At 62.2% G+C, this 23988-nt stretch carries 22 protein-coding genes; 12 read left to right on the top strand and 10 right to left on the bottom strand.

The window, feature by feature from the left end; all coding sequences use genetic code 11:
* Positions 1–26: 26 nt before the first annotated feature.
* From ABH939_RS28030 to ABH939_RS28010, 5 genes are all read right to left on the bottom strand, one after another.
* A complete protein-coding gene (locus tag ABH939_RS28030; RefSeq protein WP_007727039.1) occupies positions 27–884 on the bottom strand; it encodes a hypothetical protein in 858 nt (285 codons plus the stop codon).
* On the bottom strand, positions 881–1990 hold the full coding sequence (locus ABH939_RS28025) for a cysteine protease StiP family protein (RefSeq protein ID WP_003941082.1): 1110 nt from the start codon (positions 1988–1990) through the stop codon (positions 881–883). Before ABH939_RS28025 ends, ABH939_RS28030 begins: the two co-directional genes overlap by 4 nt.
* A complete protein-coding gene (locus ABH939_RS28020) occupies positions 1987–3276 on the bottom strand; it encodes a phosphoribosyltransferase family protein (RefSeq protein ID WP_050655990.1) in 1290 nt (429 codons plus the stop codon). The genes ABH939_RS28025 and ABH939_RS28020 overlap by 4 nt, the downstream gene beginning before the upstream one ends.
* Entirely contained in the window at positions 3273–4430 is a 1158-nt protein-coding gene (locus ABH939_RS28015) for an HpcH/HpaI aldolase/citrate lyase family protein (RefSeq protein ID WP_042950575.1), read from the bottom strand. The genes ABH939_RS28020 and ABH939_RS28015 overlap by 4 nt, the downstream gene beginning before the upstream one ends.
* A gap of 92 nt (positions 4431–4522) precedes the next feature.
* Positions 4523–5668, bottom strand: coding sequence for a hypothetical protein (locus ABH939_RS28010; protein ID WP_007727045.1), 1146 nt, complete (start codon positions 5666–5668; stop codon positions 4523–4525).
* A gap of 243 nt (positions 5669–5911) precedes the next feature.
* Here ABH939_RS28010 and ABH939_RS28005 point away from each other — a divergent pair, with 243 nt between their 5' ends.
* The 5 genes from ABH939_RS28005 (at position 5912) to ABH939_RS27985 (ending at position 10296) form a co-directional block, all read left to right on the top strand.
* Entirely contained in the window at positions 5912–6487 is a 576-nt protein-coding gene (locus ABH939_RS28005) for a TerD family protein (protein ID WP_003941199.1), read from the top strand.
* Between the two features lie 137 nt (positions 6488–6624).
* The gene (locus ABH939_RS28000) at positions 6625–7746 is read left to right on the top strand and encodes a DUF475 domain-containing protein (RefSeq protein WP_003941145.1); all 1122 of its coding nucleotides are present in this window, start codon (positions 6625–6627) and stop codon (positions 7744–7746) included.
* A gap of 176 nt (positions 7747–7922) precedes the next feature.
* Positions 7923–8399, top strand: a complete 477-nt coding sequence (locus tag ABH939_RS27995) for a GNAT family N-acetyltransferase (protein ID WP_042922718.1) — start codon at positions 7923–7925, stop codon at positions 8397–8399.
* 18 nt (positions 8400–8417) lie between these two features.
* Entirely contained in the window at positions 8418–8867 is a 450-nt protein-coding gene (locus ABH939_RS27990) for a GNAT family N-acetyltransferase (protein WP_050655992.1), read from the top strand.
* A 64-nt stretch (positions 8868–8931) separates the two neighbouring features.
* Entirely contained in the window at positions 8932–10296 is a 1365-nt protein-coding gene (locus ABH939_RS27985; protein WP_063315082.1) for a lipase family protein, read from the top strand.
* 94 nt (positions 10297–10390) lie between these two features.
* Here ABH939_RS27985 and ABH939_RS27980 read toward each other — a convergent pair whose 3' ends face one another.
* Complete coding sequence (locus ABH939_RS27980) at positions 10391–12325, bottom strand: FAD-dependent oxidoreductase (RefSeq protein WP_063315083.1); 1935 nt, start codon at positions 12323–12325, stop codon at positions 10391–10393.
* A 271-nt stretch (positions 12326–12596) separates the two neighbouring features.
* On the opposite strand from ABH939_RS27980, the gene ABH939_RS27975 reads away from it, so the two are divergent.
* Positions 12597–13637: an ABC transporter substrate-binding protein gene (locus ABH939_RS27975; protein WP_045066630.1), complete on the top strand. Its 1041-nt coding sequence runs from the start codon at positions 12597–12599 to the stop codon at positions 13635–13637.
* Between the two features lie 55 nt (positions 13638–13692).
* On the opposite strand, the gene ABH939_RS27970 is transcribed toward ABH939_RS27975, so the two are convergent.
* The 4 genes from ABH939_RS27970 to ABH939_RS27955 all read right to left on the bottom strand — a co-directional run bounded on the left by ABH939_RS27970 (position 13693) and on the right by ABH939_RS27955 (position 18081).
* A complete protein-coding gene (locus ABH939_RS27970; RefSeq protein ID WP_083055943.1) occupies positions 13693–15870 on the bottom strand; it encodes a 3-hydroxyacyl-CoA dehydrogenase NAD-binding domain-containing protein in 2178 nt (725 codons plus the stop codon).
* Positions 15871–15925: 55 nt separating this feature from the next.
* Positions 15926–17137: an acetyl-CoA C-acetyltransferase gene (locus ABH939_RS27965; protein WP_063315085.1), complete on the bottom strand. Its 1212-nt coding sequence runs from the start codon at positions 17135–17137 to the stop codon at positions 15926–15928.
* Positions 17138–17326: 189 nt separating this feature from the next.
* Positions 17327–17701, bottom strand: coding sequence for a hypothetical protein (locus ABH939_RS27960; RefSeq protein WP_021333780.1), 375 nt, complete (start codon positions 17699–17701; stop codon positions 17327–17329).
* Positions 17701–18081 (bottom strand): nuclear transport factor 2 family protein, encoded by a 381-nt coding sequence (locus tag ABH939_RS27955; RefSeq protein WP_063315086.1) that lies wholly within the window; start codon positions 18079–18081, stop codon positions 17701–17703. The genes ABH939_RS27960 and ABH939_RS27955 overlap by 1 nt, the downstream gene beginning before the upstream one ends.
* A gap of 95 nt (positions 18082–18176) precedes the next feature.
* On the opposite strand from ABH939_RS27955, the gene ABH939_RS27950 reads away from it, so the two are divergent.
* The 6 genes from ABH939_RS27950 to ABH939_RS27925 all read left to right on the top strand — a co-directional run bounded on the left by ABH939_RS27950 (position 18177) and on the right by ABH939_RS27925 (position 23958).
* Entirely contained in the window at positions 18177–19316 is a 1140-nt protein-coding gene (locus ABH939_RS27950; protein WP_063315087.1) for an acyl-CoA dehydrogenase family protein, read from the top strand.
* Positions 19317–19418: 102 nt separating this feature from the next.
* Entirely contained in the window at positions 19419–20207 is a 789-nt protein-coding gene (locus ABH939_RS27945) for an enoyl-CoA hydratase/isomerase family protein (protein WP_031331690.1), read from the top strand.
* Between the two features lie 32 nt (positions 20208–20239).
* Positions 20240–20617: a Zn-ribbon domain-containing OB-fold protein gene (locus ABH939_RS27940; RefSeq protein WP_063315088.1), complete on the top strand. Its 378-nt coding sequence runs from the start codon at positions 20240–20242 to the stop codon at positions 20615–20617.
* On the top strand, positions 20614–21765 hold the full coding sequence (locus ABH939_RS27935) for a thiolase family protein (RefSeq protein WP_045064296.1): 1152 nt from the start codon (positions 20614–20616) through the stop codon (positions 21763–21765). Before ABH939_RS27940 ends, ABH939_RS27935 begins: the two co-directional genes overlap by 4 nt.
* 43 nt (positions 21766–21808) lie before the next feature.
* Entirely contained in the window at positions 21809–23002 is a 1194-nt protein-coding gene (locus ABH939_RS27930) for an acyl-CoA dehydrogenase family protein (RefSeq protein ID WP_063315168.1), read from the top strand.
* Entirely contained in the window at positions 22999–23958 is a 960-nt protein-coding gene (locus tag ABH939_RS27925; RefSeq protein ID WP_404650471.1) for a phosphotransferase family protein, read from the top strand. Before ABH939_RS27930 ends, ABH939_RS27925 begins: the two co-directional genes overlap by 4 nt.
* Positions 23959–23988 lie beyond the last annotated feature (30 nt).

The following is a 23988-nucleotide window of genomic DNA, read 5'->3' as shown; positions in this document are numbered from 1 at the left end:
TAAATCCCCTTCATAGAGAGCGTGTATTACCCGAGCGCGGAAGAGAACCACCGCAAGATCTCCGCGCTCGCTGCGATACCGGACCTTTCTGTCACAGTAACGGTCGGCCGTTGCCAATTCAGTTCTTCCAGCTCACCGTGCCTGGGCCGGATCGCGAAATCGGAGTATTCGAGCATGTCCGCATCCAATGCGCCGTCACCAGCCGAGATCACGACGGCGGACTGATCCAGATCACCCGACTCGACCAGTCTGCGGCGCACCTCTGCCAGCGCTCGTGACTTCGAGACCGCGTCGGGCATCGTGTAGATCTTGCGGCCTTGACGCGAGACGTTCCAGCCCCGCGTCACGCACCACCCATTCCATTCGGTTTCGAAATCACTCGGCATCACGGCCAGATCGACGACCAGGTATGGAAACAGGTCGTCGGCAACACGAATGGAGCTGACCCAGCTCGAGTCGATCCGCGATTCCAGTTCCGCCTGAACCTGCGGCAACTCGGCGCCGGACTTACGGGTCGAACGGTCGATCTCGTTTCGCCAGTCGCGATCGGCTTCGCCGTCTACGAGGATGTTTCCGCCGTTGCTCGTGATCGCGTACTTCCACGGTCCGCCGGGAAGATCGATCCGCTGGAACTGCGCAATGGTCCTGGTCGTCGTCGGAATTACCGGAACCCGCGAGCTGAGCGCGGTCAGCAGTTCGATCGATTCGACGCTCATGTGCGAGAGCGGACCGCCGTTGTAGTACTCGACGCACAGCGGGCTCGGTGCCGAATCCAGGTCGGAGCCACTGGGATCGCCGCCGATCGCGGCCTGCGAATAGATCATCGTGCGATCCAGATCCGTGGCGATCAGGACCTGGGACGCAGCGGTGTCCACACGGCTCACGTGATGTCCTTGATCAGGCCGACACACGAGTAGGCGAGATCCGGGACGACCTCGACCGGGACCCCACGGGCCTGTGCCAACAACCGGATGTGTGCGTGCTCCGGGGCTTCGAGTTCGCGCACCAGAACCTTCCAGGGAAGCCGGCGCAGCAGCACCCTGGTTGTTTCTCCGACACCGGGTTTGACGAAGTTGACCGTCGAGATCCCGTACTCGGCCTGCACCTTCTCCACCGACTCCCAACCGGCCCAGGTCGGCGTCCGATCGGAATCGAGCACTGCAGCAAGAGAATCCGCTGCGTCGCCGCGAACCGAATCGAACTCGGCCGAGACCACGTCGAGCAACCTGTTGGAAACGTCGACGTCGGCGAGGTCGGCGTAGAACTTGGCGCCGTGGAAATCGCCGGGCCCGATGAGGGTGTCGTTGAGGACAGTTCGTGAGACCAAGCCGGACACCGTCGAATTGAGACACGCCGACGCGATCAGGAAGTCGTCACGGGTCCCGTACGTTCGCACGCAGTGTCCGGGGTCGGCGAGAACAGCCAGATCGGAGTCGAACTTCGCTCCGCCTGCCTCGTGGTACTCCGTCAACGCTGCGTCGAGTTCGCGGGCGATGGCGCCCTTGCCCGTCCAGCCGTCGACGAAGACGACGTTCTCCGAGTCGTGATGGTGCGCAAGATAATCGAGTGCGACGGAATCGATTCCTTTGCCACGGACGATGGACACCGCATAGTGCGGCAACGTCAACCCGCGGGTCTGCTGGGCCCAGCGCCGCATCAGAATCCCGATCGGTGTTCCGGCCCGGGCGAGTGAGACCAGCGTGATGTCACTCCCCCGCTCGGCCAAGACCAGGTCCATCACGGTCCCGACAGCGCGCGCCAACCGTGGAGCGCTCTCGGCGAGCACCGTCTCGAAAAGATCCCGGTATGCCTGATCGGGTTGGTACTCGATGGGGAGAGACTCGGCATAGTGCGCCTCACCCGACTGAATACGCTTCTCGCGCACGGATACATCCGCTTCGAGATCCACGTGCGAGAGATCCTTGAGCAGCCACTTCACTTCGCCCGGCGCGTACGAACCGAATTCGGGCCCGACCAATGGTTCGTTCATGACGAGCTCCCTGCTCTGGAATCTCGCAGCGCCGACGGATCGGCCCCGCGAACGGTGGCGACCAGGACGTCGGTGCCGGAGTTCCGCAACACCTCGACCACTCCGTCCATCGCCGTCAACCGATCGGTGTCGGCGGGCTCGTCGATGACCAGCAACGCAAGGGCGTCGACCGCCGCATCAGGCCACTGCGCGTTGTAGACGTATCGGGGTTCGTTCTCGCCCAGTTCGGGCGCCGAAAAGGTGAACCCGCGACGCAGCGGGTATCCCGGCACGTCAACGACGTAGGCGGGTGAACGCGTCGTGGTCTGGTAACGAACTGCTCGCCCAGAGCTTTCCAAGCCTGCAGCGATGCGCAGTGGCAGGTACATCAACTCCTCGTGACCGATCACGATCACAGCACGCGACGCGTCGATCGACGATCCGAGAATGGACACCGCTGCCTCGACGGCTGACTCGAATGCCGCGGTGTCGCCATCGAGAAAGCCATGCCTGCCACCGTCGGGGACATGTGCCGGCCACGGCAGATCGATCCGTGCCAGCGTGCCACGGCGGTCACCGATCGGATTGAGATCCGGAGCATCCAGCGCCGTGACGCGCTCGGTCAGGCCGTCGGGCAGGACCGTCGAACCCGAAGCGAGAGAGACGTAGTCGATTCGTACATTCAACTCTGCCGCCGCGGCTTCGCCGGCGACTCGGTGTTCCTCGGTTCTCATGTCCACCAGCGAGGCCACGACGTAGCGGCTTCGCGGGCATTGCCCGTGCAGCGCCCGGATGGCATCGATCGCGGTGGCGCCGGTGGAGATCTCGTCGTCGACGAGGACCAGAGGCAGGTCGTTCTCGAACAGTTCGGCGGACGTCGGCTGCATCAGATGGCTCGTGGCGTGCGAGTGCCCCTCCTCGAATCCGGCGAGCGTCGTAGCCCCTGGTACGTCTCGGCGCGTGGAGTGCAGGTAGCAGTGAGCGTGCAGGCGAGCTGCGACGCAGTGGCCCAAACCTGTTGCGGTTTCGGCAAACCCGAGAACGACGACGTCGACACCCTCACCGAGGGTTGTCCGCACCAGATCGCCGAGGTCGTCGGCAGCGCCGATGACCACGGACGGCTCGGTGGGCACGTGCTTTCCCAGCACGGTGGACACCAGCAGATGAGCGCGACGCGGATTCCGCCGAAGTCCCGGGATCACCAGATCGGGCACCGAATGCCCGAGTGACGAATCACCGTGAACGAGGTCCAAGCCGAATTCTGCTGTAGCCCAGGGAACGTCCTTGGACTGGACAAGCTCTGTCATCGATCGACCAACGCCGTCAGCAACTCGACGAACGTGATTCCCTTGTTGGTCACACCGAACACGTGAGCTCGGAGCGCAGTCTGATGGGCCCAATTGCGGTGCGGCTTCATCTCGTTCATCTTGTTCCGGTAGCCGGACGCCTGAACTCCCCCGGCGTCGGCACCGAGAATGTCGAGGGCATCGTGATATTCCTCGTGCGTGACAGCGGACAGTGCATTGACCGCTGCGACGTGCGACGGGTGGATGACCGTCTTGCCCTGGATTCCGTTGGCTCGGTCCAGCGCGATCTCACGGAGCAGACCGTCGAGGTCGCGGCTGACGAGATGCTGACGGAACCGGACGGCGTCGTGTTCCTCGAACGGGGTGGCGCGCAGCATCGGCCGGAACATGCGTTCGTGATCGGCGAAGTACTCCCACACGGGCCCGGTGATGACAAAACCCGAACCGTCCGCGCGCCCGAGATAGTTGACGATGTCGGCGATGACGTCGACCACCACGCGCACGTCGTAGATGGTCAGATCGCGGTCACGACGGATGCCGAAAGTGCTGCACATGTCGGTGGCGCCGATGCGGACGGCAAGGATTCGATCGCGGTGTTGCGCGAGAATCCCACTGATGGTGCGCAATTCGAGATCGCGAGTATCGCGGTGCACAAGCGCGGGTGATTCGAGTACCGGCATCGCGTAGAGATGCTTGCCCAGCAACTCGGATGCGTCCGCGACGGCGTCGAGGAACACAGGGCCGGACTCGCTGCCGAACTTCGGGATGACGAACCCGGTGAGCGCGGCGCGCCCCTCGGTCAACGACGCGGCGACCTTGTGGATGTCCGCGACTTCACGAACCCGCACGAACAGCAGCATGCCGACGGCGTCGGTGGACGCGATCTTGTCGAGAGCGTCAACCGCGTTCGCTCGCGCTGACTCCACCTCGTGATCCGCGACGGCGTCCTCGAGATCGAGCACCATCGAGCTGACGCCCTCGGACGCACGCTTGACCACGATGTCGGCCAACCCGGCCCGGGTGGCAGGAACGTAGAGAGTTGCACCCAGAGCAATCGCGAGCAGATCCCTCTCGTCGGAATCCGCGAACGATCGAGGCGCATGCAGGAACAGTTGCTCCCGCACGTCATCCTCGAGATGTTGAAAGTGCTGCATTTCTCTTCTCTCTGTAACCGCAATCAAGTCCATGAAACGACCCCCTGTGACAACGCGTCGGGCAACTCCGATCCCCCGATCGGCCCGACCATTCAGTTTTTGCCGGCTCGCGCCCGCATCTTCTCGACAACTTCGGTGATGAACGTCGATACCGAGTCCAGCTGTAATACATACGACCAGTAGTCCGGATGAGTTCCCGACAGTGACGCACTCGCTCGCTCGATCCTTGCTAGTTGAGCATCGAGTACGGAGCCCCACTCCGCCACCAACCCTTGGTTAACAGCGAACATCTGGGCGTCTTTCAGCCGGAAACGAACCTCACGTTCCTTTTGGCTCGGATCTGCCCGAACTGCACGCAGAGTAGCGAGACGGTCCGTCACGGCGTCGGCACACGCTTCGGCGTCGGCGAGGTGCACGCGGGCTTCGGCCATCAAAGCCAGTGCATGTTCGGGGTTTCCCGCAGCCAGCGACTGCTTCGCTTCCTTGAGATCGATGTCGGCCTGATCGATATGCGCTCGGCTGCGACTGCTGTTGTCGACGAGGTCAGCGGAACTCGCGGCGTTGAACTCGCGCAGCAATGCGGAGTACGCCGGATCCAGGCGGTCCACTCGAGTGCGCACTGCCGACAACCTGGTCGAGACCGAGGAAATCGTCATCTCGGCACGGTGCTGGGTCGACGGGGCTTCTGCCAATGCTTCCTCGAGCGCCGATACCGCTTCGCGGACACTCTCGGCCCGCGTGCGGACTGCGTCGGCGCGACCGGATGAGCGCGCATTGTCGAGCGCTGCAACCGCGTCGTCGAGGTGTTCGGAGGCCGTCACCACCGACGGGTACTCGCGATAGCGCTGATCGGTGGCAGCCAGTTTTTCCCGGACGGCGTTCGCCAGGGTTCGGGCCTGCTGGCCGAGGACGGGAATGGCGGACATCGTGACCGTCGCCTGCTCGAGGTGCGCACGATGCCCGTTGTAGAAGGCGTCGACGCCCTTCGCCGCCTCGACGAGTTCGGCTACCGACTTTTCGAACGCCGCCCGAGCACCGTTCGGGTTCTGGTGAAGTACCTGATCGTTGCCATAGCGCTCGGATGTGTCGAGGTAGTCCGACGCAGCCTGGAAGCACCGATCCCGAACGGGTTCCCACGCAGCGCGCAGCCCTCGCTCGGGGTACAGCTCGGCGGAAGCGTCGACTGCTGCCGACGCGATGGTCTGCCGCTTGTCCATGTCGAGGAACGCCGAAACCATGGCCGTCTGCGCCTCCCGCGCACGACTGACCGACTCCCCCACTCTTGCCCCCCGATTGAAGCGCTCCGACCATCTTCCCACCACGATTGAATCCTACGGGTCCAGCACTTCGCTTCTCGGTTCGTAATTCTGCTGTTACGGCGAACACACCGGAACTGCGGTTAGGGTGGTGGAGGTAAACACACTCCCAAGACGACTTCGCGTCGTAGTGGGCCTTGTCTCTCCTCTTGAAAGGACCCCTGAATGGGCGTCAGCTTGACCAAAGGCGGCAATGTCTCTCTCACGAAGGAGGCCCCGAACCTGACTGCAGTGGTCGTCGGCCTGGGCTGGGACGCACGTTCCACCACCGGAGCTGCTTTCGACCTCGACGCCAGCGCAATCGGCGCAGGCTCGAACAAGAAGGTCCTCTCCGACCAGCACTTCATCTTCTTCAACAACCTCCGTTCGCCCGACGGCTCGATCGAGCACAAGGGTGACAACACGGACGGCGAAGGCGAAGGCGACGACGAGCAGATCGACGTGAACCTCGCAGCGGTTCCTGCCGAGGTCGAGAGCGTTGTCTTCCCCGTTTCGATCTACGACGCAGAAGCTCGCTCGCAGTCCTTCGGCCAGGTCCGCAACGCGTACATCCGCGTCGTCGACAAGTCGAACGGCAACGAGCTCGCTCGTTACGACCTCTCCGAGGACGCTTCCACCGAGACCGCCATGGTCTTCGGTGAGCTGTACCGCAACGGTGCAGAGTGGAAGTTCCGCGCAATCGGCCAGGGCTACGCGTCCGGCCTCGCGGGCATCGCGCGCGATTACGGCGTCAACGTCTGATCTTCGCTCTCGACGAGCTGACTCGGGGAAGGTTCCGCAGTAGTCTGTGGAACCCTCCCCGTTTTCACGTTCGGATGCGGTGAGAGACCGCTTGCAGTAACCACTCTGCATTGACCAACTAGAAAGGGCCACGCTCCGTGGTACTGCGAATATTCGGTTTATCCATCGCAATTTCGATCCTCGCGATGATCGTTGCGTTCATCTACGGCGGACCCGAGGCACTGTTCCTCGTCATCATCCTGTCGATTCTGGAAATCTCGCTTTCCTTCGACAACGCCGTCATCAACGCCACTGTTCTGCAAAGAATGAGTGAATTCTGGCAGAAGATCTTCCTCACCATCGGCGTCATCATCGCCGTCTTCGGTATGCGTCTGGTGTTCCCGCTCGTGATCGTCTGGGCTGCATCCGGTCTCGGACCCGTAGCTGCACTCGACCTCGCACTGAACCCGCCTGCGGACGACGCCGCGTACTTCGCCAACGGCGAGCCGAGCTACGAAACCATCCTCACCGACGCTCACCCGCAGATCGCTGCCTTCGGTGGCATGTTCCTGCTGATGCTCTTCCTCGGATTCATCTTCGAAGAGCGTGAGATCACCTGGCTGTCCTGGCTGGAGAAGCCGCTCGCTCGCATCGGCAAGCTCGATCAGCTCTCCGTCGTCGTGGCCGGCATCGTCCTGGTTCTCAGTGGTTCTTTCCTCGCTGCTGACGACAAGGTCTCCACCGTCATGATCTCGGGCGTTCTGGGCATGATCACCTACATCGCGGTCAACGGATTGGGTGAACTGTTCAATCTGCCGGAAGAAGGCGAAGAGGAAGAAACCGCCAAGTCCGGCGGCCCCACGCAGCTCGCGAAAGCGACCGGTAAGGCCGGCTTCTTCCTGTTCCTCTACCTCGAGGTCCTCGACGCGTCCTTCTCCTTCGACGGCGTCATCGGCGCATTCGCCATCACAGCAGACCCGATCATCATCGCCCTCGGCCTCGGCTTCGTCGGCGCGATGTTCGTCCGTTCCATCACGGTCTTCCTGGTCCGCAAGGGCACGCTCTCCGATTACGTCTACCTCGAGCACGGTGCGCACTGGGCCATCGGCGCTCTGGCCGTCATCTTGATGGTGTCCATCGGCGTTCACATCAACGAGATCATCACCGGCCTGGTCGGTGTCTTCTTGATCGGCGCTGCTTTCATCAGCAGCCTCATTCGCAACAAGCGAATCGCGAACGCAGATCCGAAGTTGGACGAGAACACTCCGGCAACTGTCTGACGTTCTTTTTCACGAAACGCCCGCGACCAATTGGTTGCGGGCGTTTTGTTTGTTATGCCTGAATTGAAACTCTCTGCATTCCCAGCCGCGCGCCAATTGTTCCGCCGCGCGCCAAATTCAGCCTGCGGCTGAACAATTGCCCTGCGGGTGCGAAAAACCTATTCGTAAGGGAAACCATGAACGAGATAGTCATAGAGCGCGCAACGGACGAGGACGCCGCGGAAATCCTTGTTCTACAACGCTGTTGCTGGGTTTCGGAAGCAATCTCCAACAACAGCATGGACATACCCCCGCTCCACGAGGACCTACCCACGGTCCGAGCCTGGGTTCAGGAATCGACTGTCTGGACCGCACGACGCGGCGGCCGGCTCGTCGGGGCCGTGCGAGGAACCGCGGACGGAACCGCATGGCAGATCGGTCGCCTCATGGTGGCACCGGACTTGGCGGGCAACGGCCTCGGCCGACGCCTCTTGCAGCACGTGGAACAGAACGCTCCGGAGCACATCACACGTTTCGAGCTGTTCACCGGAAGCAGGAGCCTGCGGAACATTCGCCTGTACACCCGAGCGGGCTACTCCCAATTGCCGCCGGACCCCAGCCACATCCCCGGAGTCGTCTACCTGTCCAAGCCGAACGCCATCAACTCCGACTGAACGGCGATACTGACTTCTGTGGTGAACATTCGCGTCGCAGCGCAGACAGACTTGCCGTTCTTACGTGAGCACGACTCACACATCGCAGCCGAGGAACTCGCGTCAGTGATCCAACGCGGCCGGATACTCGTCGCCGAGGACAACGGTAATCCAATCGGCTGGCTGCGCTGGGGCTTGTTCTGGGACGAGATTCCGTTCATGAACATGCTGACCGTCCTGTCTTCGAACCGCGGCCAAGGCATCGGGCGCGCTTTGGTCACAGATTGGGAAAAACGCATGAGCCGCGCGGGACACTCGCAGGTCCTCACCTCCACACTCGCCGACGAATCAGCCCAGAACTTCTATCGCGCAATGGGATACACCGACGCGGGAGTTCTGTTACTCCCAGGCGAGTCCTCCGAAATCTTCCTACGTCGAGACCTCGATACGACGACCGATCTGACCGATCCCCACATTACCCACGAGTAATATATGGTGGTCGTCACACCACGATCTCAGGGTGGGGCGTGGCACACCAATGTGGAGGACGAGTATGTCGTCAAGGGTTTTATCTCGCGCAGTTGTCGGAGTACTCGCGCTTGCACTGACAGGCGTCGGCGCACCGGTAGCGCTCGCGCAGCCAGTCCTTGCCAAGTCCCCCGATGACGGTTTCTACAGCTACGAGGGCGCGGCACCCCTCTCGTCGTACGCCCCAGGCGCGGTCCTCGAGACTCGCACCGTGCCGTACACCGTGCTCAACATCCCGACCCCGATACAGGCAGTCCAGGTTCTCTACCGATCAACCGACGCCCTGGGACAGCCGTCCGCCAACGTCACCTCGATCCTGCGCCCGGCCAACGCCCAACCGAACAAAGTTGTTTCGTACCAGTCCTTTTACGATTCGCTGAACCCCGACGACAGCCCGTCGCGAGCCATCGCGGGTAACACCCCGATCGGCGACTGGACTCCCAGCGGACGCAACTTCAACATCGGCGGTACCTTCACGTCCATCGAGGCAGCCTTGTTCGGGCCGCTCTTCGCATTGGGCTACACGATCGTCGTCCCGGACACCGAGGGCCCGGATGCAAACTTCGCTGCCGGACCCGAATACGGGATGATGACGCTCGACGCTCTGCGTGCCGCCCGCGATGTCCCGGAAACCGGAATCACCGACGACGCAGAGATCGCGCTGATGGGTTACTCCGGCGGAGCGATCGCCACCAACTGGGCTTCGATACTCGCTCCCGCATATGCACCGGAGATCAACGACAACTTGATCGGTGCCGCGCAGGGAGGCGTGCTGGTCAATCCGGCCAACAACCTTCGCTACGCGAGCGGAAGCATCGGGTGGGGCGGCGTTGTCGGCATGGCAGTCGTCGGCGTTGCGCGTTCGTACGACATCGATTTCGGGAAGTATCTCAGCGACCGTGGACGCGACGTCATGGCTCGACTCGAAGACGCGTCCATCGGCAATGTGCTGGCACAGTATCCCGGACTGACCTGGCAGGATCTGGTCAAACCCGAGTACGCCGATCCCAATACGGTTCCCGAGTACGTCGATGTCGTGAACAAGATCAACATGGGCACCGCGGCGACACCGACCATTCCGATGTTCATCGCGCAGGCGGCCAACGGCACCATCGAGGGCACCCAACCCGGCGGCCCCGGTGTCGGAGCGGGAGACGGCGTGATGATCACGGGCGACGTCCGCACCCTCGCACGCAAGTACTGCGACGCCGGCCTGGCGATTCAGTACGACCAGTACGACACCATCAGCCACTTCCTCGGCGCCATGCTCTGGCTCCCCGGTGCGCTCGCCTGGGTCGACGACCGCTTGAACGGCAAGCCTGCACCGTCCAACTGCGCGAACATTGCACCGGGGAACTCTCTTGCGCCGCAGGAACATGCGGCGCGCTAGCGAAGCGATCCCGCCAACAGATACCTTTGTCGTCCTGGTGCGCTATCGAACTCAACTGCATGGACCGCGTTATCGCAGGGCCCGTAAATCGCACTTAGAGTTCTGCGCCGACACGATATCCCTCTGCGACAGCGTGACTGATCCGACGGGGCGCGACGCAGTCACCGATGACGCTGACGGACTCTCCGGCAACGAGACCAAGATTCGACATCGGAATCCGCGGTTTGTGCCAGACGGCCAACGCGTCGTAAATCGTTATGTCACCACCGCCGAACACGGGCCGCAGAATCAGTGGCAACGCGGAATCTTCCGGAACCACGAGTGTGTGGCAAATCTTGAACTCCACGCCGCCGTCACCGAGCCGGCCGAGAAGTGGGCCTGCACTCTCGGCCGGAATCCGCGAGACCAATGCAGAAAGCGGGGTGGCAAAGGTGACGTGCCAGCCCCGGCCGGCGAGCGCTTCGGCGGCGCTGTATGCGGGCCAGAATCCGTCACCCTCGTCGAATACCACTGCGCGTCGACTTGCCACCTCCGGTACTCGACCGGACAAGACGTCGTCGACCGTGGCTGCTGCTCGACCCGACAGTTCGATCGGTAGTTCGGCCGGCCGCGATCCGGTGGCCACGATGACGTGGTCAGCTGACGAGTGGATGTCGGCAAGGTCGTCGGCGTCGATTTCGGCACCGAGGTTGACATCGACTTTGAGCCGTTTGAGTTCTCGCCCAAGGTAATCGATGATATCGACCAAGGTGGCGCGATGCGGCGCAGCCGCGGCCACGCGGACAGCGCCGCCGAGAATGGTGTTCCGCTCGAACAGTGTGACACGGTGCCCGCGCCCTGCGGCGACGCGCGCTGCCTCGAGTCCGGCCGGCCCGCCGCCGATGACAAATACTTCCTTGGTGCGCGGGGAGACGACACCAACACCCGGATGCCGACCGCGCCCGACTTCGGCGTTGACCGCGCAATGGAGATGCGGGTCGAAGGCACGGCAATCCTGATTGATACCGAGACAGCCACGGATCTCGTCGAGGCGGCCGGTCTGCGACTTGATGGGCAAGTCAGGATCGGCGATGAGCGCCCGTGCCATCCCCACCATGTCGACGTAACCGGACTTGATCGCGTGATCGGCGGTGGCGGCGTCGCGAATACGCTGGCCAACGAGAGTGGGAATTCCGGTGGCAGCTCGCACCTTTGACGCGGACGGAATTGCGACAGCGTCCTCGTTGGTGGAGTCCTTGACATATTTCCCGCGGGTGCCGTGCGTGATGGAGAAGTAATCGACCCCGAGTTCGGTCATATTCTCGGCGATGCGCACGCAGTCATCGATCCGCATTCCACCGGGGATTTCCTCTTCACCGCTCAGTCGCACGCCGAGGGCGAATCCGGTCGGCATGACGGAGCGCATTGCCTCGATCACCAAGCGGGGGAAACGCATTCGATTCTCGAACGATCCACCGAAGCTGTCGGTTCGCTGGTTGGTCAAGGGGGACATGAACTGAGCAGGCAGATAACCGTGCGCGGCATGGATTTCCGCGCCGTCTGCGCCTGCCTTGACAAGATTCGCGGTCGAGATGCGCCAGCCTTCGATAATGTCTTCGATCTCTGTAATCGTGAGTTCGTGAGGGGGGTAGGCATCGCGCGGTGTCTTTATCGGGGACGGGGCCGACGGCGGCGCATCCGATTCGCCGCCGATGAATTCGCGGCCGAGGTGACACAACTGACCGATGAACTTCGCGCCGTGACGGTGTATCACTTCGACTTTCGCGGCTGTGGCCGGAACGAATTCGTCGATGTACGCCTCGACGAGCTTTCGTGAGCGCAGCGTCGTGGTCGGGTGCACCACGGTGGCACCGCCGATGATCAGACCTACTCCACCGGCCGCGAGTCGCTGGAAATGTTCGGTGTCCCCGTGTGTGGGGACACCGTTTTCGGCCATGCTCGTACCGGCAGGCAAGGCCACCAATCGATTCTTGATGGTCATGCCACCGACTGCGAACGGTGAAAATAGGTGGGGGAATTCGTTACCCATGAGTGCTCTCCCAGCTCGCAACTACTGACATGGCGATCCTACTCTAACTGTATTGAATTCAGTTTAGCCAACAATGGCGGCATCGAAAACCTGCACGCACCCAACTATTGTGACGTGAGCCACATCATGGCATACTGCCGTCGTCAGCTAAACCGAGTTCAGGTCATCTCGAATGAATGCTGAATTTGCTTGTTCTCGAATATCTTTCGCGGTTCGACAACGAGATCTCCGGAAAATACCTATGACATACGAGCGCCAGAAGGGCACGTCCATGAAGATCTTTCCCCGGTCGGTCATAGCGGTGACTGCGGCCGCCACGCTGATGGTGGCGGCCGCGTGCAGCAGTAACGAGACCATGGCAACGCTGGCCTCCGGCAGTTGGGACGACGTCGTCGCCGCGGCCACAGCCGAAGGTTCCGTGCGGCTTTACTCCACCCAGCATCCGGCAAACCTCGAGGCACTGCGGGTTGCATTTGCGCAGCAGTATCCGCAGATCACCTTGGAAGTTACGCGCGGCACCGATGTCGAGATGAACCCTCGAATCGAAACCGAGAATCGAACTGGCAAGGGCGTAGGCGACGTTCACATGTCCTCGGATCCGTCCTGGATCAAAAATGCCGCCGCAACCGGCGACTTCTCGACGGCGATTGTCGGCCCAGCCTTCGACAATCCGATATACGATCGCGCTCGAAGTGTGATCGACGACCAGTTCTTCCTGACCAGCGCGGCTATATTCGCGCTCGGTTGGAACACCGACGCTCTGCCCCAGGGGCTTCGATCACCGGACGACCTGCTTGATCCCGCACTGAAGGGGAAGATCGGGGTTGTGAACCCCGGCGGATTCGCGGCCGTGGTCGACGAGTACCAGTTCTTCGAAAAGAATTGGGGCAACGGCGATTTCAACGAACGGCTCGCGGCCCTGAATCCTCGAATCTACCCGAGTTCGCTGGGTATCGCCCAAGCATTGAGCTCGGGTGAGATTGCCGCAACCCCGATGGTGCAACCGCTGGTGCGGGAGATGGCGACAGGTGCCCCGGTGGACTGGGTACTGCCGGAGCCGGCTTGGGGAACGCCGTGGTATTCCTTGGTACTTGCGTCCGCGCCGCATCCGAATGCCGCGCAGGTACTGGCCAACTTCATGGTCACAGAAGCAGGGCAGAAGGCACTCTCGTACGGATACGGTAGTGCTCTGCCGGACATCTCGGGTTCGGTCGGACGTGCGCAGGATATCCCTCTACCGGACACCGCTGCGCTCACTCCCGAGCTGACCGGCAAGTTCCAAGAAGAATGGGAGCGGAGCTTTCAACGTTAGTGGTGCGATCTGGCCCGCCTCGGATCGAGGCGGGCCACCTCAGTGCTTTACTACTTCAGTACTTTTCACCCACCTCGGCCTTCTCGACCAACGACTGCGGTGGTTCGAAATGACTGCCGTACTTCGACGCCAGATCTCGGGCGCGGTCGACGAAACCTGGCAGCCCGCCGTCGTACTGGTTGATGTACTGGATCACGCCGCCGGTCCAGGCTGGAAAGCCGATACCGTAGATCGAGCCGATGTTAGCGTCCGCGACCGATTCCAGCACGCCCTCGTCGAAGCAGCGCACGGTCTCGAGCGCTTCAGCGAACAGCATTCGTTCCTTCATGTCCTCGAACGGAATTTCCGTGGACCCTGACTTGAACGCTTCACGCAGACCTGGCCAGATGCCGACGCGCTTGCCGCTCTCGTCGTACGAGTAGAAACCGCCGCCGCCGGATCGTCCGGTGCGCTCGAGTTCACCGACCATCCGATCCATGACGGCGTTGGAACCGTGGAATGGAACGGTCTCGCCTGCGGCGAGCAATGCCCGCTCGGTTTCCTTGCGGATCTTCTGCGGCAGTGTGAGTGTCAGTTCGTCCATGAGCTGCAGTGGCGGTGCCGGGTATCCGGCCTGTGCGCCTGCTTGCTCGATGAACGTGGGGTTTATGCCCTCGCCGACGGCGGCCATCGCCTCGTCGAGGAACTTGCCGATGACGCGCGAGGTGAAGAAGCCACGACTGTCATTGACCACGATGGGGGTCTTACGGATCTGCTGGGTGTAGTCGATGACCCTGGCCAACACAGCATCCGACGTCTTGGCGCCTTTGATGATCTCGACCAGGGGCATCTTGTCCACCGGGGAGAAAAAGTGGATTCCGATGAAGTCTTCCGAGCGCGCGACACCTTCGGCCAGGATGGTGATCGGCAGGGTGGAGGTGTTGGAGCCGAGCACCGCTTCGGGTTCGACGATGTTCTCGATCTCCTGGAACACCTGGTGTTTGACTTCGACCGATTCAAATGCGGCTTCGATTACCAGGTCGACGCCCGCGAAATCGGCGGCGTAGGTGGTCGGTGTGATTCGGGCGAGGAGTTGTTCGGACTTCTCCGCCGTGGTCTTGCCACGCGCGAGCGCTTTGGCCTCCAGCGCTACCGCGTACTGCTTGCCTTTCGCCGCTGCGTCGAGCGAAACGTCCTTGAGCACCACGTCGATTCCGGCCTGGGCGGAGACGTATGCGATTGCGGCACCCATCATTCCGGCTCCGATGACACCCACCTTCTTAGCGGTGAACTTGTCGTAGCCGTCTGGCCTTGACGCTCCACCGTTGATCGCCTGCAGGTCGAAGAAGAAGGCGTTGATCATGTTCTGGGCCACTTGGCCGGTCACGAGCGAGACGAAGTAGCGGGTCTCGATCTCGTCGGCAGTGTCGATGTCGACGTACGCGCCTTCGATCGCGGCAGCCATGATCGCGCGTGGTGCCGGCATCGGTGCACCCTTGAGTTGCTTACGCAGGAGACTCGGGATAACCGGTAGGACCTGGGCCATCTTCACGTCAGCCGGTCCGCCGCCGGGAATCTTGAATCCTTTGGTGTCCCAAGGCTGTATGGCATCGGCGTGGTCGTGAATCCAAGCCTTGGCCGCCGGTAGCAATTCCGCCACCGAACCAACGACCTGGTCGATCAGGCCCAACTCCAGCGCGCGTGTCGGGCTCAAACGCGGGCCCTGCAGCAGCACGTTTGCCAGCGCCCCCTGGATGCCGAGCAGCCGTACGACACGGGAGATTCCGCCGCCGCCGGGCAACAGACCCAGGGTGACCTCGGGTAAGCCGAGTTGGTTGCCCTTGACGTCGGCCGCGATGCGGTGGTGGGTGTGCAGCACGATTTCCAGCCCGCCACCGAGCGCGACGCCGTTGATGGCGGACACTACGGGCTTGCCCAGCACCTCGAGTCGCCGCAGCACCTTCTTGAGTTCGTTGAGGTGGGTGGTGACCTCGGTGGCAGAAACCGGGTTCTTCGCCTGCGGTCCCCAAGCCTGCATGTCCCTGAGGTCACCACCGGCAAAGAATGTTCGCTTTGCCGAGGTGAGCACGACGCCGACGAAACTGTCCTTCTCGGCTTCGAGTCGGTCGACTGTCGCGGCCATTGACGACGTGTACAGGGCGTTCATCGTGTTGGCGCCCTGATTCGGGTCGTCCATCGTGAGCACGAGGACGCCATCGGTATCGAGCGCCCAGCCGATCATGTTGTCAGTCATTGATTCTGTATGTTCTTTCTCTTCAACAGAGGGAGGAGCGGACCGGGGTGCAGACTCAGACGCGTTCGATGACGGTGGCTATACCCATGCCGCCGCCGATGCACAGCGTGATCAGGCCGTAGCGTCCGCCGGTACGTTCGAGTTCGTCGAGCACGGTGCCGACCAGCATGGCTCCGGTAGCGCCGAGTGGGTGGCCCATCGCGATGGCCCCGCCGTTGACGTTGGTCTTCTCGTGCGGGATCTTCAGATCCTTCATCCACTTCATGACCACGGAGGCAAAGGCCTCGTTGAGTTCGAAGACGTCGATGTCGTCCACGGTCAGTCCGGCCCGCTTCAGAGCGAGTTCGGTGGCGGAAGTAGGTCCGGTCAGCATGATCGTCGGTTCACCACCGGTTTGGGCGGTGGCCACGACGCGGCCGCGCGGCGTCAGGCCGCCGCGCTTACCCGCGGCTTCGCTGCCGACGAGTACCAGTGCGGCACCGTCGACGATGCCCGAAGAGTTACCGCCGGTGTGGATGTGGTTGATCTTTTCTATGTTGACGTACTTCTGCAGCGCAACCTCGTCGAAACCGGTTGTAGCCGCATGTTTTTCGAACGCCGGTGTGAGCTTGCCCAGACTCTCGACGGTGCTTCCCGGACGGCGATGCTCGTCGTGATCGAGCAGGACGACCCCGTTGAAGTCCCGCACCGGAACCACGGATTTGGAGAAATAGCCTGCATTCCAAGCATTTTCCGCGCGCCCCTGTGACTGTGCGGCGTAACCGTCGATGTCCTCGCGGGTGAATCCTTCGACCGTGGCGATGAGGTCGGCGCCGATCCCCTGCGGGGCGATGTACAGGTCGTATGCGGTCGCCGGGTCGGTGAAGATGGCGCCGCCGTCGCTACCCATCGGGACACGCGACATCGACTCGACGCCGCCGGCGATCACCAGGTCGTCCCAACCGGATGCAACTTTCTGCGCCGCCAGGTTTGTGGCCTCGAGACCTGACGCACAGAAGCGATTGACCTGCGTGCCTGGCACCGAATCCGGCAATCCCGCGAGCAGGGCCGCGGTGCGCGCGATGACTGCACCCTGCTCGCCCACCGGGGAGACGACGCCCAGTACTACGTCGTCGATTTCTGCGGGATCCATTGCGGTAAAACGGGTTCCGAGTTCCTGGATCAGCCCGACTACAAGGTCGACGGGCTTGACACTGTTCAATGAGCCTTTTCGCAGCTTGCCTCTCGGCGTGCGAATGGCCTCGTAGATAAATGCTTGTTCACTCACAGGGATTCCTTTTGGTCATGACGGCTCAGTTGTTTCGGCCGGACAAGAGTGAGAGTCGCCGGCCGCATTGGCGGCGCGCGCCTGCGATAGAGATCGCGGAGGAGTGCGAGAGCGCGGGAGAATTACGGCGTCCCCGGGTAGCGCGGCAAGGCTGCGCTGTACCCGAGGTCGGCCTGGATGGAGCTGGAATCAGGAGAAGGACAGTTCGGGGGTGCGGGCGATCAGTAGGCGCCGCACCTTGCCCTCGCTGTCGAGCTGCGCAGTGGCGTTGAACGAAGCCTCGAAATCGCCGCCTCGAGTGGTGCGCCCGAGTGACAACTCGACACCGTCGACGAATGCCCCGGCGTCGATGTGGTGGATCAGAACACTCTTCTCGCGTTGCGCCAGGTAGGCGACGAGACCGTCGCGATCGCCGACGAACTCGGCAGACTGACCATCACCCTTCGAGAACTGAACGGACATCACGAAGTCTTTGCTGATCATCGTCAGCACGCGGTCCGGATCGTCGGAATCCATGTACTCGAACCACTGGATGAGCACTGGCGTCTGGTTGGTCTCGCTCATCAGCGAACTCCTTCGACGGACGAATCGGGGGGAATCAAACTGAACTCAGCGTCGAAGGTCACCTGATAGCGATCGACGAGACCGGCGGAATCGACGTGCATGACACCGACGAAATAGCCCGTGGTCTTGGTCCCGTTCTCAGTCACCGACCCATGCAGGAAATGCAGATCTCCTTCGGCTGCAACGCGCAGGACCTTGTGTTTGCGATCCACCGGAGGGCGACCCGACAGGTAGTCGAGCATTGACGCACGACCACTCCCGTAGTTAGCCCCGGTGGGCAAGACCATGGCGAACTCCACGTTCTCGGCCAACAAGGCCACAGCATCTTCGAGTCGACCGCTGTCCACGGTCGCGTAATAGGTTTCGATCACTGAGCTCATGAGATGAACTTAGTTCGGTTCACCCCTTCTTGTCGAGGCCCTGACGCGCTAGTCTCGATCCATAACCAAACTGAACTCAAGTCAATTGGAGTGATATGAAATCGTCTACTTCCCAGGTAGAGCCCCCCTGGCCACTCTCCGAGCCCGCTGCTCTCAATCCTGGCCCCGAACAGTTGGAGCTTCGTGATGCGATTCGAGCGCTGCTCGGGAAACACGGCGGCGTAGAGCAGGCTCGGTCGGCTTCGCACACGGCCGAGGGATACTCGCCGGACCTCTGGCAGCAATTGATCGAGAATATGTCGGTCACTTCGCTCGCTGCGCCAGAAGATCGCGGCGGGCTGGGTTACGGCATGGTCGAACTCGGCATCATTCTCGAAGAGTGCGGTCGGAGTCTGGCCTGTGAGCCCGTGTTTTCCTCGGCGGTCCTGGGCGCCCAGGCACTATTGGCGGCCACGTATCCCGTCGACGAACTACTGGTCAACGTCCTCGAGGGATCCTCGGTGGCAAGCGTCAGTCCACTGACTGCCGCGACCGATCGACTCAGCGGTGTCGAAAGTGAATCCTCCTGGCTGCTCAGCGGTGAGGTCTCGGCCGTCGTAGGTGGTGCTGCTGCCGACCTCGTCATCGTCTCCGCCGACACCGCCGCCGGACGGCAGATATTCGCAATTAAGACAGCCGGTCAGGTGCACTGGCGCGAGCGCGAAGTCGTCGACCCCACCCGCAGACAGGCCGACCTGACCGTAGCGGAAGTGCCGGCAGTTCCCGTGGTCGGTGCCGACGATTATGCCCGGGTCTGTACTCGGATTCATGATTTACGGACGCTCGCAATCGCTTTCGAGAACACCGGAATTGTCGACGCCCTGCTCGAGATGACCGTCGAATACGTGAAAACCCGACACCAATTCGGGCGCCCGATCGGCTCGTTTCAAGCCGTCAAGCACCGACTGGCCGACGTACTCGTGCTGCTCGAGCGCGCTCGAGCAGCAAGCAGATATGCCGCAGCCGTATACGACGAGGCCCCGGGCACTGCCCGATTGGCGATCGCGGTGGCCGGCGCCGTCTGCACCGACGCGGCCATCGACGCCGCGGCCGAGGCCGTGCAATTGCATGGCGGCGTCGGCTTCACATGGGAACACCCGGCACACTCCTATTTCCGCCGCGCATTGGGAAACGAAGCAGTACAGGGCGATTCGCGCACTCATCGCGCACGCATCGCAGAACTGATCGGTATTTGACTGTTCGGAAAATGCCACCGACGCCGGGTATTGACGCGACGTCACCCGATCTGCATACTGAAGTGAATCCAGTTCAATTTACATCCACACGAAAGGCTCATGATGATCGAGACCGACCACATCCTGTTGGAGAAAGACGGAGACATCGCACGGGTTTGGCTCAACCGCCCGCACAAGAAGAACGCGGTCACCGTTGAACTGCTGCACCGCCTCGACGAGATCATTGTCGAGGTCGACAACGATCCGAACCTCAAGGTTCTGGTGCTACGTGGCGTCAACAACACGTTCTGCTCAGGTTTCGACCTGGACGAGCTGCTCTCCGACTTCATCGGCAGCACCACAGCGATGGACGTCGCCGTGCTTTCGGCCAAGGTCTGCGACCGTCTCTACTCGATGAACACACCCTCGATCGCAGTCCTCGAAGGCTACGTCACCGCAGGTGGTTTCGAACTGATGATCTCGTGCGACTTCGCGATCGCATCGGATGACGCCAAGATCGGCGACTTCCACATCCGTCGCGCACTCTTCGGTGGCGCCGGCCCGATCTACCGCCTTCCTCGCATGATCGGGGTTCGCAAGACCAAGGAGCTCATGCTCACCGGCAAGCTGCTCTCGGGCACCGAGGCCGCTGCATTCGACCTGATCAATGCTTCGGCACCGGCCGATCAGCTCGATCAGACCGTGGCAGACTTCGCCGCGACTCTGACCGACAAGAGCCCGTTCATGATGAAGCTCACCAAGATGTGCATCGACAAGGGCCTCGACGCCGACATCCAGTCGCTCATGGTCATGGAGCACTTGGCCGTCGGCAACGCACTGCAGTCGGAAGACGGCAAGGAAGGCGTCACCGCATTCCTCGAGAAGCGTGATCCGGTGTGGGTCGGCCGCTGATCTGATTCACCCCGAGACCTGAAGGGATAGGCATGGCAGAGAAGACAGCAATCGTGCTCGAAGGCAGCCGGTGCACGGTGTGCGCCACGGTGGCCTTTCCGGCCGGCGTCATGTGCAGCAAGTGCGCAACGCCAACGGCAGCACCTCTCGATTTGAGTACCCGAGGTGTGCTGTGGGCGTATACGATTCAACGTTTTCCTCCGAAATCGCCGCCGTATGTATCGCCCGCCGGAGGGTTCACTCCTTTCGCGGTCGGTTACATCGAACTCCCTGAAGGAATCAAGGTCGAGGCAATCATCGACTGTGAAGACTTCGACGGACTGGATCAGGCACCGGTGACGTTGGTCGCCACCTCACCGGTGCCCCGGTTCGCCGTCGACCGTGACGCGAAGGAAGGAGCAACCAAGTGACGCAGCCTATTTCGATCGTCGGAGCCGGGCTCTCGAAGTTCGGCCGGCAACCGGGAGTGAGTGGGCGTGCCATGGCCGTCACCGCGATCGGCGCTGCGCTCGATGATGCCGGACTTTCATGGCCCGACGTCCAGGTCGCCTTCGGCGGCAGTGACGGATCCGGGCTGGCCGACACCTTGGTGGCCGAACTCGGTTTCACCGGAATACCTTTCACCAACGTCAAGAACGGTTGCGCAACCGGCGGTAGCGCACTCTTCTCGGCGGTCAATGCAGTTCGCTCGGGTGCAGCCGAGATCGCACTGGCGGTCGGCTTCGACAAGCACCCACGGGGGGCATTCGATCCCCGACCGGAAGAATGGGGCCTGCCGGACGGATACGGCGAGGCCGGTCTGATGGTCACCACACAATTCTTCGGAGCCAAGATCTCGCGCTATATGCGCCAGCACAACATCTCGGCCGACACCCTGGCCCGCGTGGCCGAGAAGGCTTATCGAAACGGCGTTCTCAATCCGAACGCCTGGCGCCGGGAGGCGATGTCCGCCGAGACCATCGCGACAGCCGACATGGTCAACGACCCGCTCACCCGTTACATGTTCTGCTCACCCGGAGAAGGCGCCGCCGCGATCGTGGTTGCCAGCGAGAGCGCAACCAAAGCGCTCGCCGCGCGAGCGGTCACACTTCGGGCAATCACCCATCGCACCCGAAGGTTCGGCTCCTTCGAGGTTTTCAGCCCGGCCGTGCAAGGTAACGGTGAACCGACCAGTGTCAGTGCGGACGCCGCGCGGGCAGCCTTCGAGCAGGCAGGCATCTCCCCCGGCGAAGTCGACGTGGCTCAGCTGCAGGACACCGAGAGCGGTGCCGAAATTATGCACATGGCCGAGTGCGGCTTCTGTGAACCCGGCGAACAGGAATCGATGATTGCGGCCGGCGAGACAGAGATTGGCGGCCGTATTCCGATCAACACCGACGGTGGATGCATCGCCAACGGTGAGCCGATCGGTGCGTCGGGCCTGCGGCAGGTGCACGAGATAGTCACCCAACTTCGCGGTGAGGCGGGTGCCCGTCAGGTTCCCGGTACTCCCCGGATCGGGTTCACCCACGTATACGGCGCACCGGGCATCAGTGCCTGCACCGTATTGTCCGTATGAGTTTGCGAAGACGACTGAGGGCAGATCAGTGACACCACAAACGATTCCAGGTCTCGACGCGTTCACCGAGGAAGCCATCGCCTGGTTGCGTGGCGTCGCCGCACCTCGCACCGAATCGGTGTGGGGCGTTGGTTCGGATTCGGTGGCGGTATTCGAGAATTGGACCGCCGAGCAAGAGCGCGAGCACACCGACGAAATCTCGCGCTACGAACAGGCGAAGTTCGATGCCGGCTGGGGAGCACTGAGTTGGCCGCCCGAACGCGGCGGTCGCAGTCTGCCGCTGTCATACGTGTTAGCTTTCCGCCGGGCTGAGGAATCGTTCGACGTGCCGCGGCGGACCGAGATGTTCTCGGTTACACAGCAATTGATCGCGCCCACCATCGAGCAGTGGGGCACCGACGAGCAGAAGGAACGCTACGTGCGCGCGATGCTTCGCACGGACATCATTGCCTGCCAACTGTTCTCCGAGACCGAGGCCGGATCGGACCTGGCTGCCGTCCGCACCAAGGCGGTGCGCAGCGAAGCCGGCACGTGGACTCTCGACGGGCACAAGGTATGGACCTCCGGCGCGCTGGTGGCGGACTACGGAGTTGCGGTGTGCCGTACCGACGCCACCGTCGCGAAACATGCCGGGCTCACCATGTTCCTGGTCCCGATGAACGCACCTGGCGTGACCATACGCCCGATCCGGCAGATGACCGGCGGCAGCTCGTTCAACGAGGTGTACCTCGACGGCGTCGAACTCGAAGACGCGTATCGACTCGGTCCGGTCGGCAAGGGTTGGCAGGTTGCTCTCACCGTGCTGGCGGCCGAACGTCTGGACGGCGGAAATCTCGGTCTGGCCAACGCAGATCAGGCAATTGCACTCGCACAGAACCTCGAACGCGAGCTGACCGAGATCGAGAAGGACAAGGTGGCCGACCTGGTCGCCAGGAGCTATCTACAGCGCGTGAGCAATATGCGGGTGGCCGGGGCGATGCTTGCCGGCAACGAGCCGGGTCCTGAAGCCTCACTCGGAAAGTTGTTGGCTACCGACACCATGGCCAGAACGTCGGAAGTTGCCCGTTTGCTGCTCGGCCGTGAACTTACCGCCGATTCCGGTCGATGGGGAACGTTCGCGTGGTCCGAACACGCACTCGGCGCCCCCGGATACCGAATTGCGGGCGGCACCGACGAGATTCAGCACAACATCATCTCCGAGCGCGTGCTCGGTCTACCAAGGGAGCCGCGACCGTGACCAGTTCGACTCTGCAAGAACGGGTCGCCGCCAAACTACTGGCGGACTGCGGCGCGACGTTAACCGACTTCCAGCCGCTACTCGGTGGACACTCCGGACTGACGTACCGCGCCACCACCTCGACCGGTGACGTGGTGATCAAGGCGGTGCCGGAAGGCCAGCGATCCATCGGCAGGCACGACATGCTGCGACAGGCGCATATTCTGCAGGCGCTGGCCGGCACCGAAGTTCCGGTGCCGCGCGTAGTTGTCGTCGACGAGATCGAGCCCGCGTGGTTTGCCATGGAATTTGTTGCAGGCGAGTCACTCGAGCCCGTGCTCGACGACCCGGCCGTCGATCCGGTGCTCGCTGCCAATCGAATGCGTCGTGCCGCTGCAGTCCTACCGCGACTGCATGAGGTGGACCTGGCCACCATTGCAGGGCTCGCAGATCCCCTGACACCGGCAGACGAGCTCGATCGCTGGGCCAAGACGCTGGGCGCAGTGCCACCGGAATTGGTTGTCGGCGCCGATCGTCTGTTGGAACTGTTGCGCTCCGACATTCCCGAACCTATCGAACCCACACTGGTGCACGGTGATTACCGTCTCGGCAACATCATCTCCGACGGACTGGAGCCAGTTGCACTCATCGACTGGGAAATCTGGTCTGCCGGAGATCCACGAGTCGAATTGGGCTGGTTTCTGGTATTCGCCGACGGTTCGAACTTCCCCGGTGTCGGTCGGGAAGTCACCGGACTGCCGAGCGCCGAAGAGTTGGTCGCGCTGTACACCGGAGCGGGTCCCGCACTCCCCGAACTCAACTGGTTCGACGCACTCGGCCGGTTGAAGATGGCGGCGATCATGGGCCACAACCTGCGTCGGCACCGCGAGGGTCGCCATCATGATCCGGACCAGGAGAAGCTGCCCGACACCATCAACCGGTTGATCGAGACCGGTACCGCTCTCCTGCGTCCCTAGATCTTCTAGGCCGCTGGTCTTTTGCGTCGC

It is taken from the genome of Rhodococcus sp. 27YEA6 (assembly GCF_044908235.1).
GTDB lineage: Bacteria > Actinomycetota > Actinomycetes > Mycobacteriales > Mycobacteriaceae > Rhodococcus_F > Rhodococcus_F qingshengii.
Note: the sequence above shows the minus strand (reverse complement) of the source record. Positions and strands in the feature narration are given on the sequence as shown.

Coding starts and splice junctions, on each gene's coding strand:
- ABH939_RS28025 (WP_003941082.1), bottom strand. CDS start 1,990: ATGAACGAACCATTGGTCGGGCCCGAATTCGGTTCGTACGCGCCGGGC.
- ABH939_RS28020 (WP_050655990.1), bottom strand. CDS start 3,276: ATGACAGAGCTTGTCCAGTCCAAGGACGTTCCCTGGGCTACAGCAGAA.
- ABH939_RS28015 (WP_042950575.1), bottom strand. CDS start 4,430: ATGCAGCACTTTCAACATCTCGAGGATGACGTGCGGGAGCAACTGTTC.
- ABH939_RS28010 (WP_007727045.1), bottom strand. CDS start 5,668: ATGGTTTCGGCGTTCCTCGACATGGACAAGCGGCAGACCATCGCGTCG.
- ABH939_RS28005 (WP_003941199.1), top strand. CDS start 5,912: ATGGGCGTCAGCTTGACCAAAGGCGGCAATGTCTCTCTCACGAAGGAG.
- ABH939_RS27995 (WP_042922718.1), top strand. CDS start 7,923: ATGAACGAGATAGTCATAGAGCGCGCAACGGACGAGGACGCCGCGGAA.
- ABH939_RS27985 (WP_063315082.1), top strand. CDS start 8,932: ATGTCGTCAAGGGTTTTATCTCGCGCAGTTGTCGGAGTACTCGCGCTT.
- ABH939_RS27980 (WP_063315083.1), bottom strand. CDS start 12,325: ATGGGTAACGAATTCCCCCACCTATTTTCACCGTTCGCAGTCGGTGGC.
- ABH939_RS27975 (WP_045066630.1), top strand. CDS start 12,597: ATGAAGATCTTTCCCCGGTCGGTCATAGCGGTGACTGCGGCCGCCACG.
- ABH939_RS27970 (WP_083055943.1), bottom strand. CDS start 15,870: ATGACTGACAACATGATCGGCTGGGCGCTCGATACCGATGGCGTCCTC.
- ABH939_RS27960 (WP_021333780.1), bottom strand. CDS start 17,701: ATGAGCGAGACCAACCAGACGCCAGTGCTCATCCAGTGGTTCGAGTAC.
- ABH939_RS27955 (WP_063315086.1), bottom strand. CDS start 18,081: ATGAGCTCAGTGATCGAAACCTATTACGCGACCGTGGACAGCGGTCGA.
- ABH939_RS27950 (WP_063315087.1), top strand. CDS start 18,177: ATGAAATCGTCTACTTCCCAGGTAGAGCCCCCCTGGCCACTCTCCGAG.
- ABH939_RS27945 (WP_031331690.1), top strand. CDS start 19,419: ATGATCGAGACCGACCACATCCTGTTGGAGAAAGACGGAGACATCGCA.
- ABH939_RS27940 (WP_063315088.1), top strand. CDS start 20,240: ATGGCAGAGAAGACAGCAATCGTGCTCGAAGGCAGCCGGTGCACGGTG.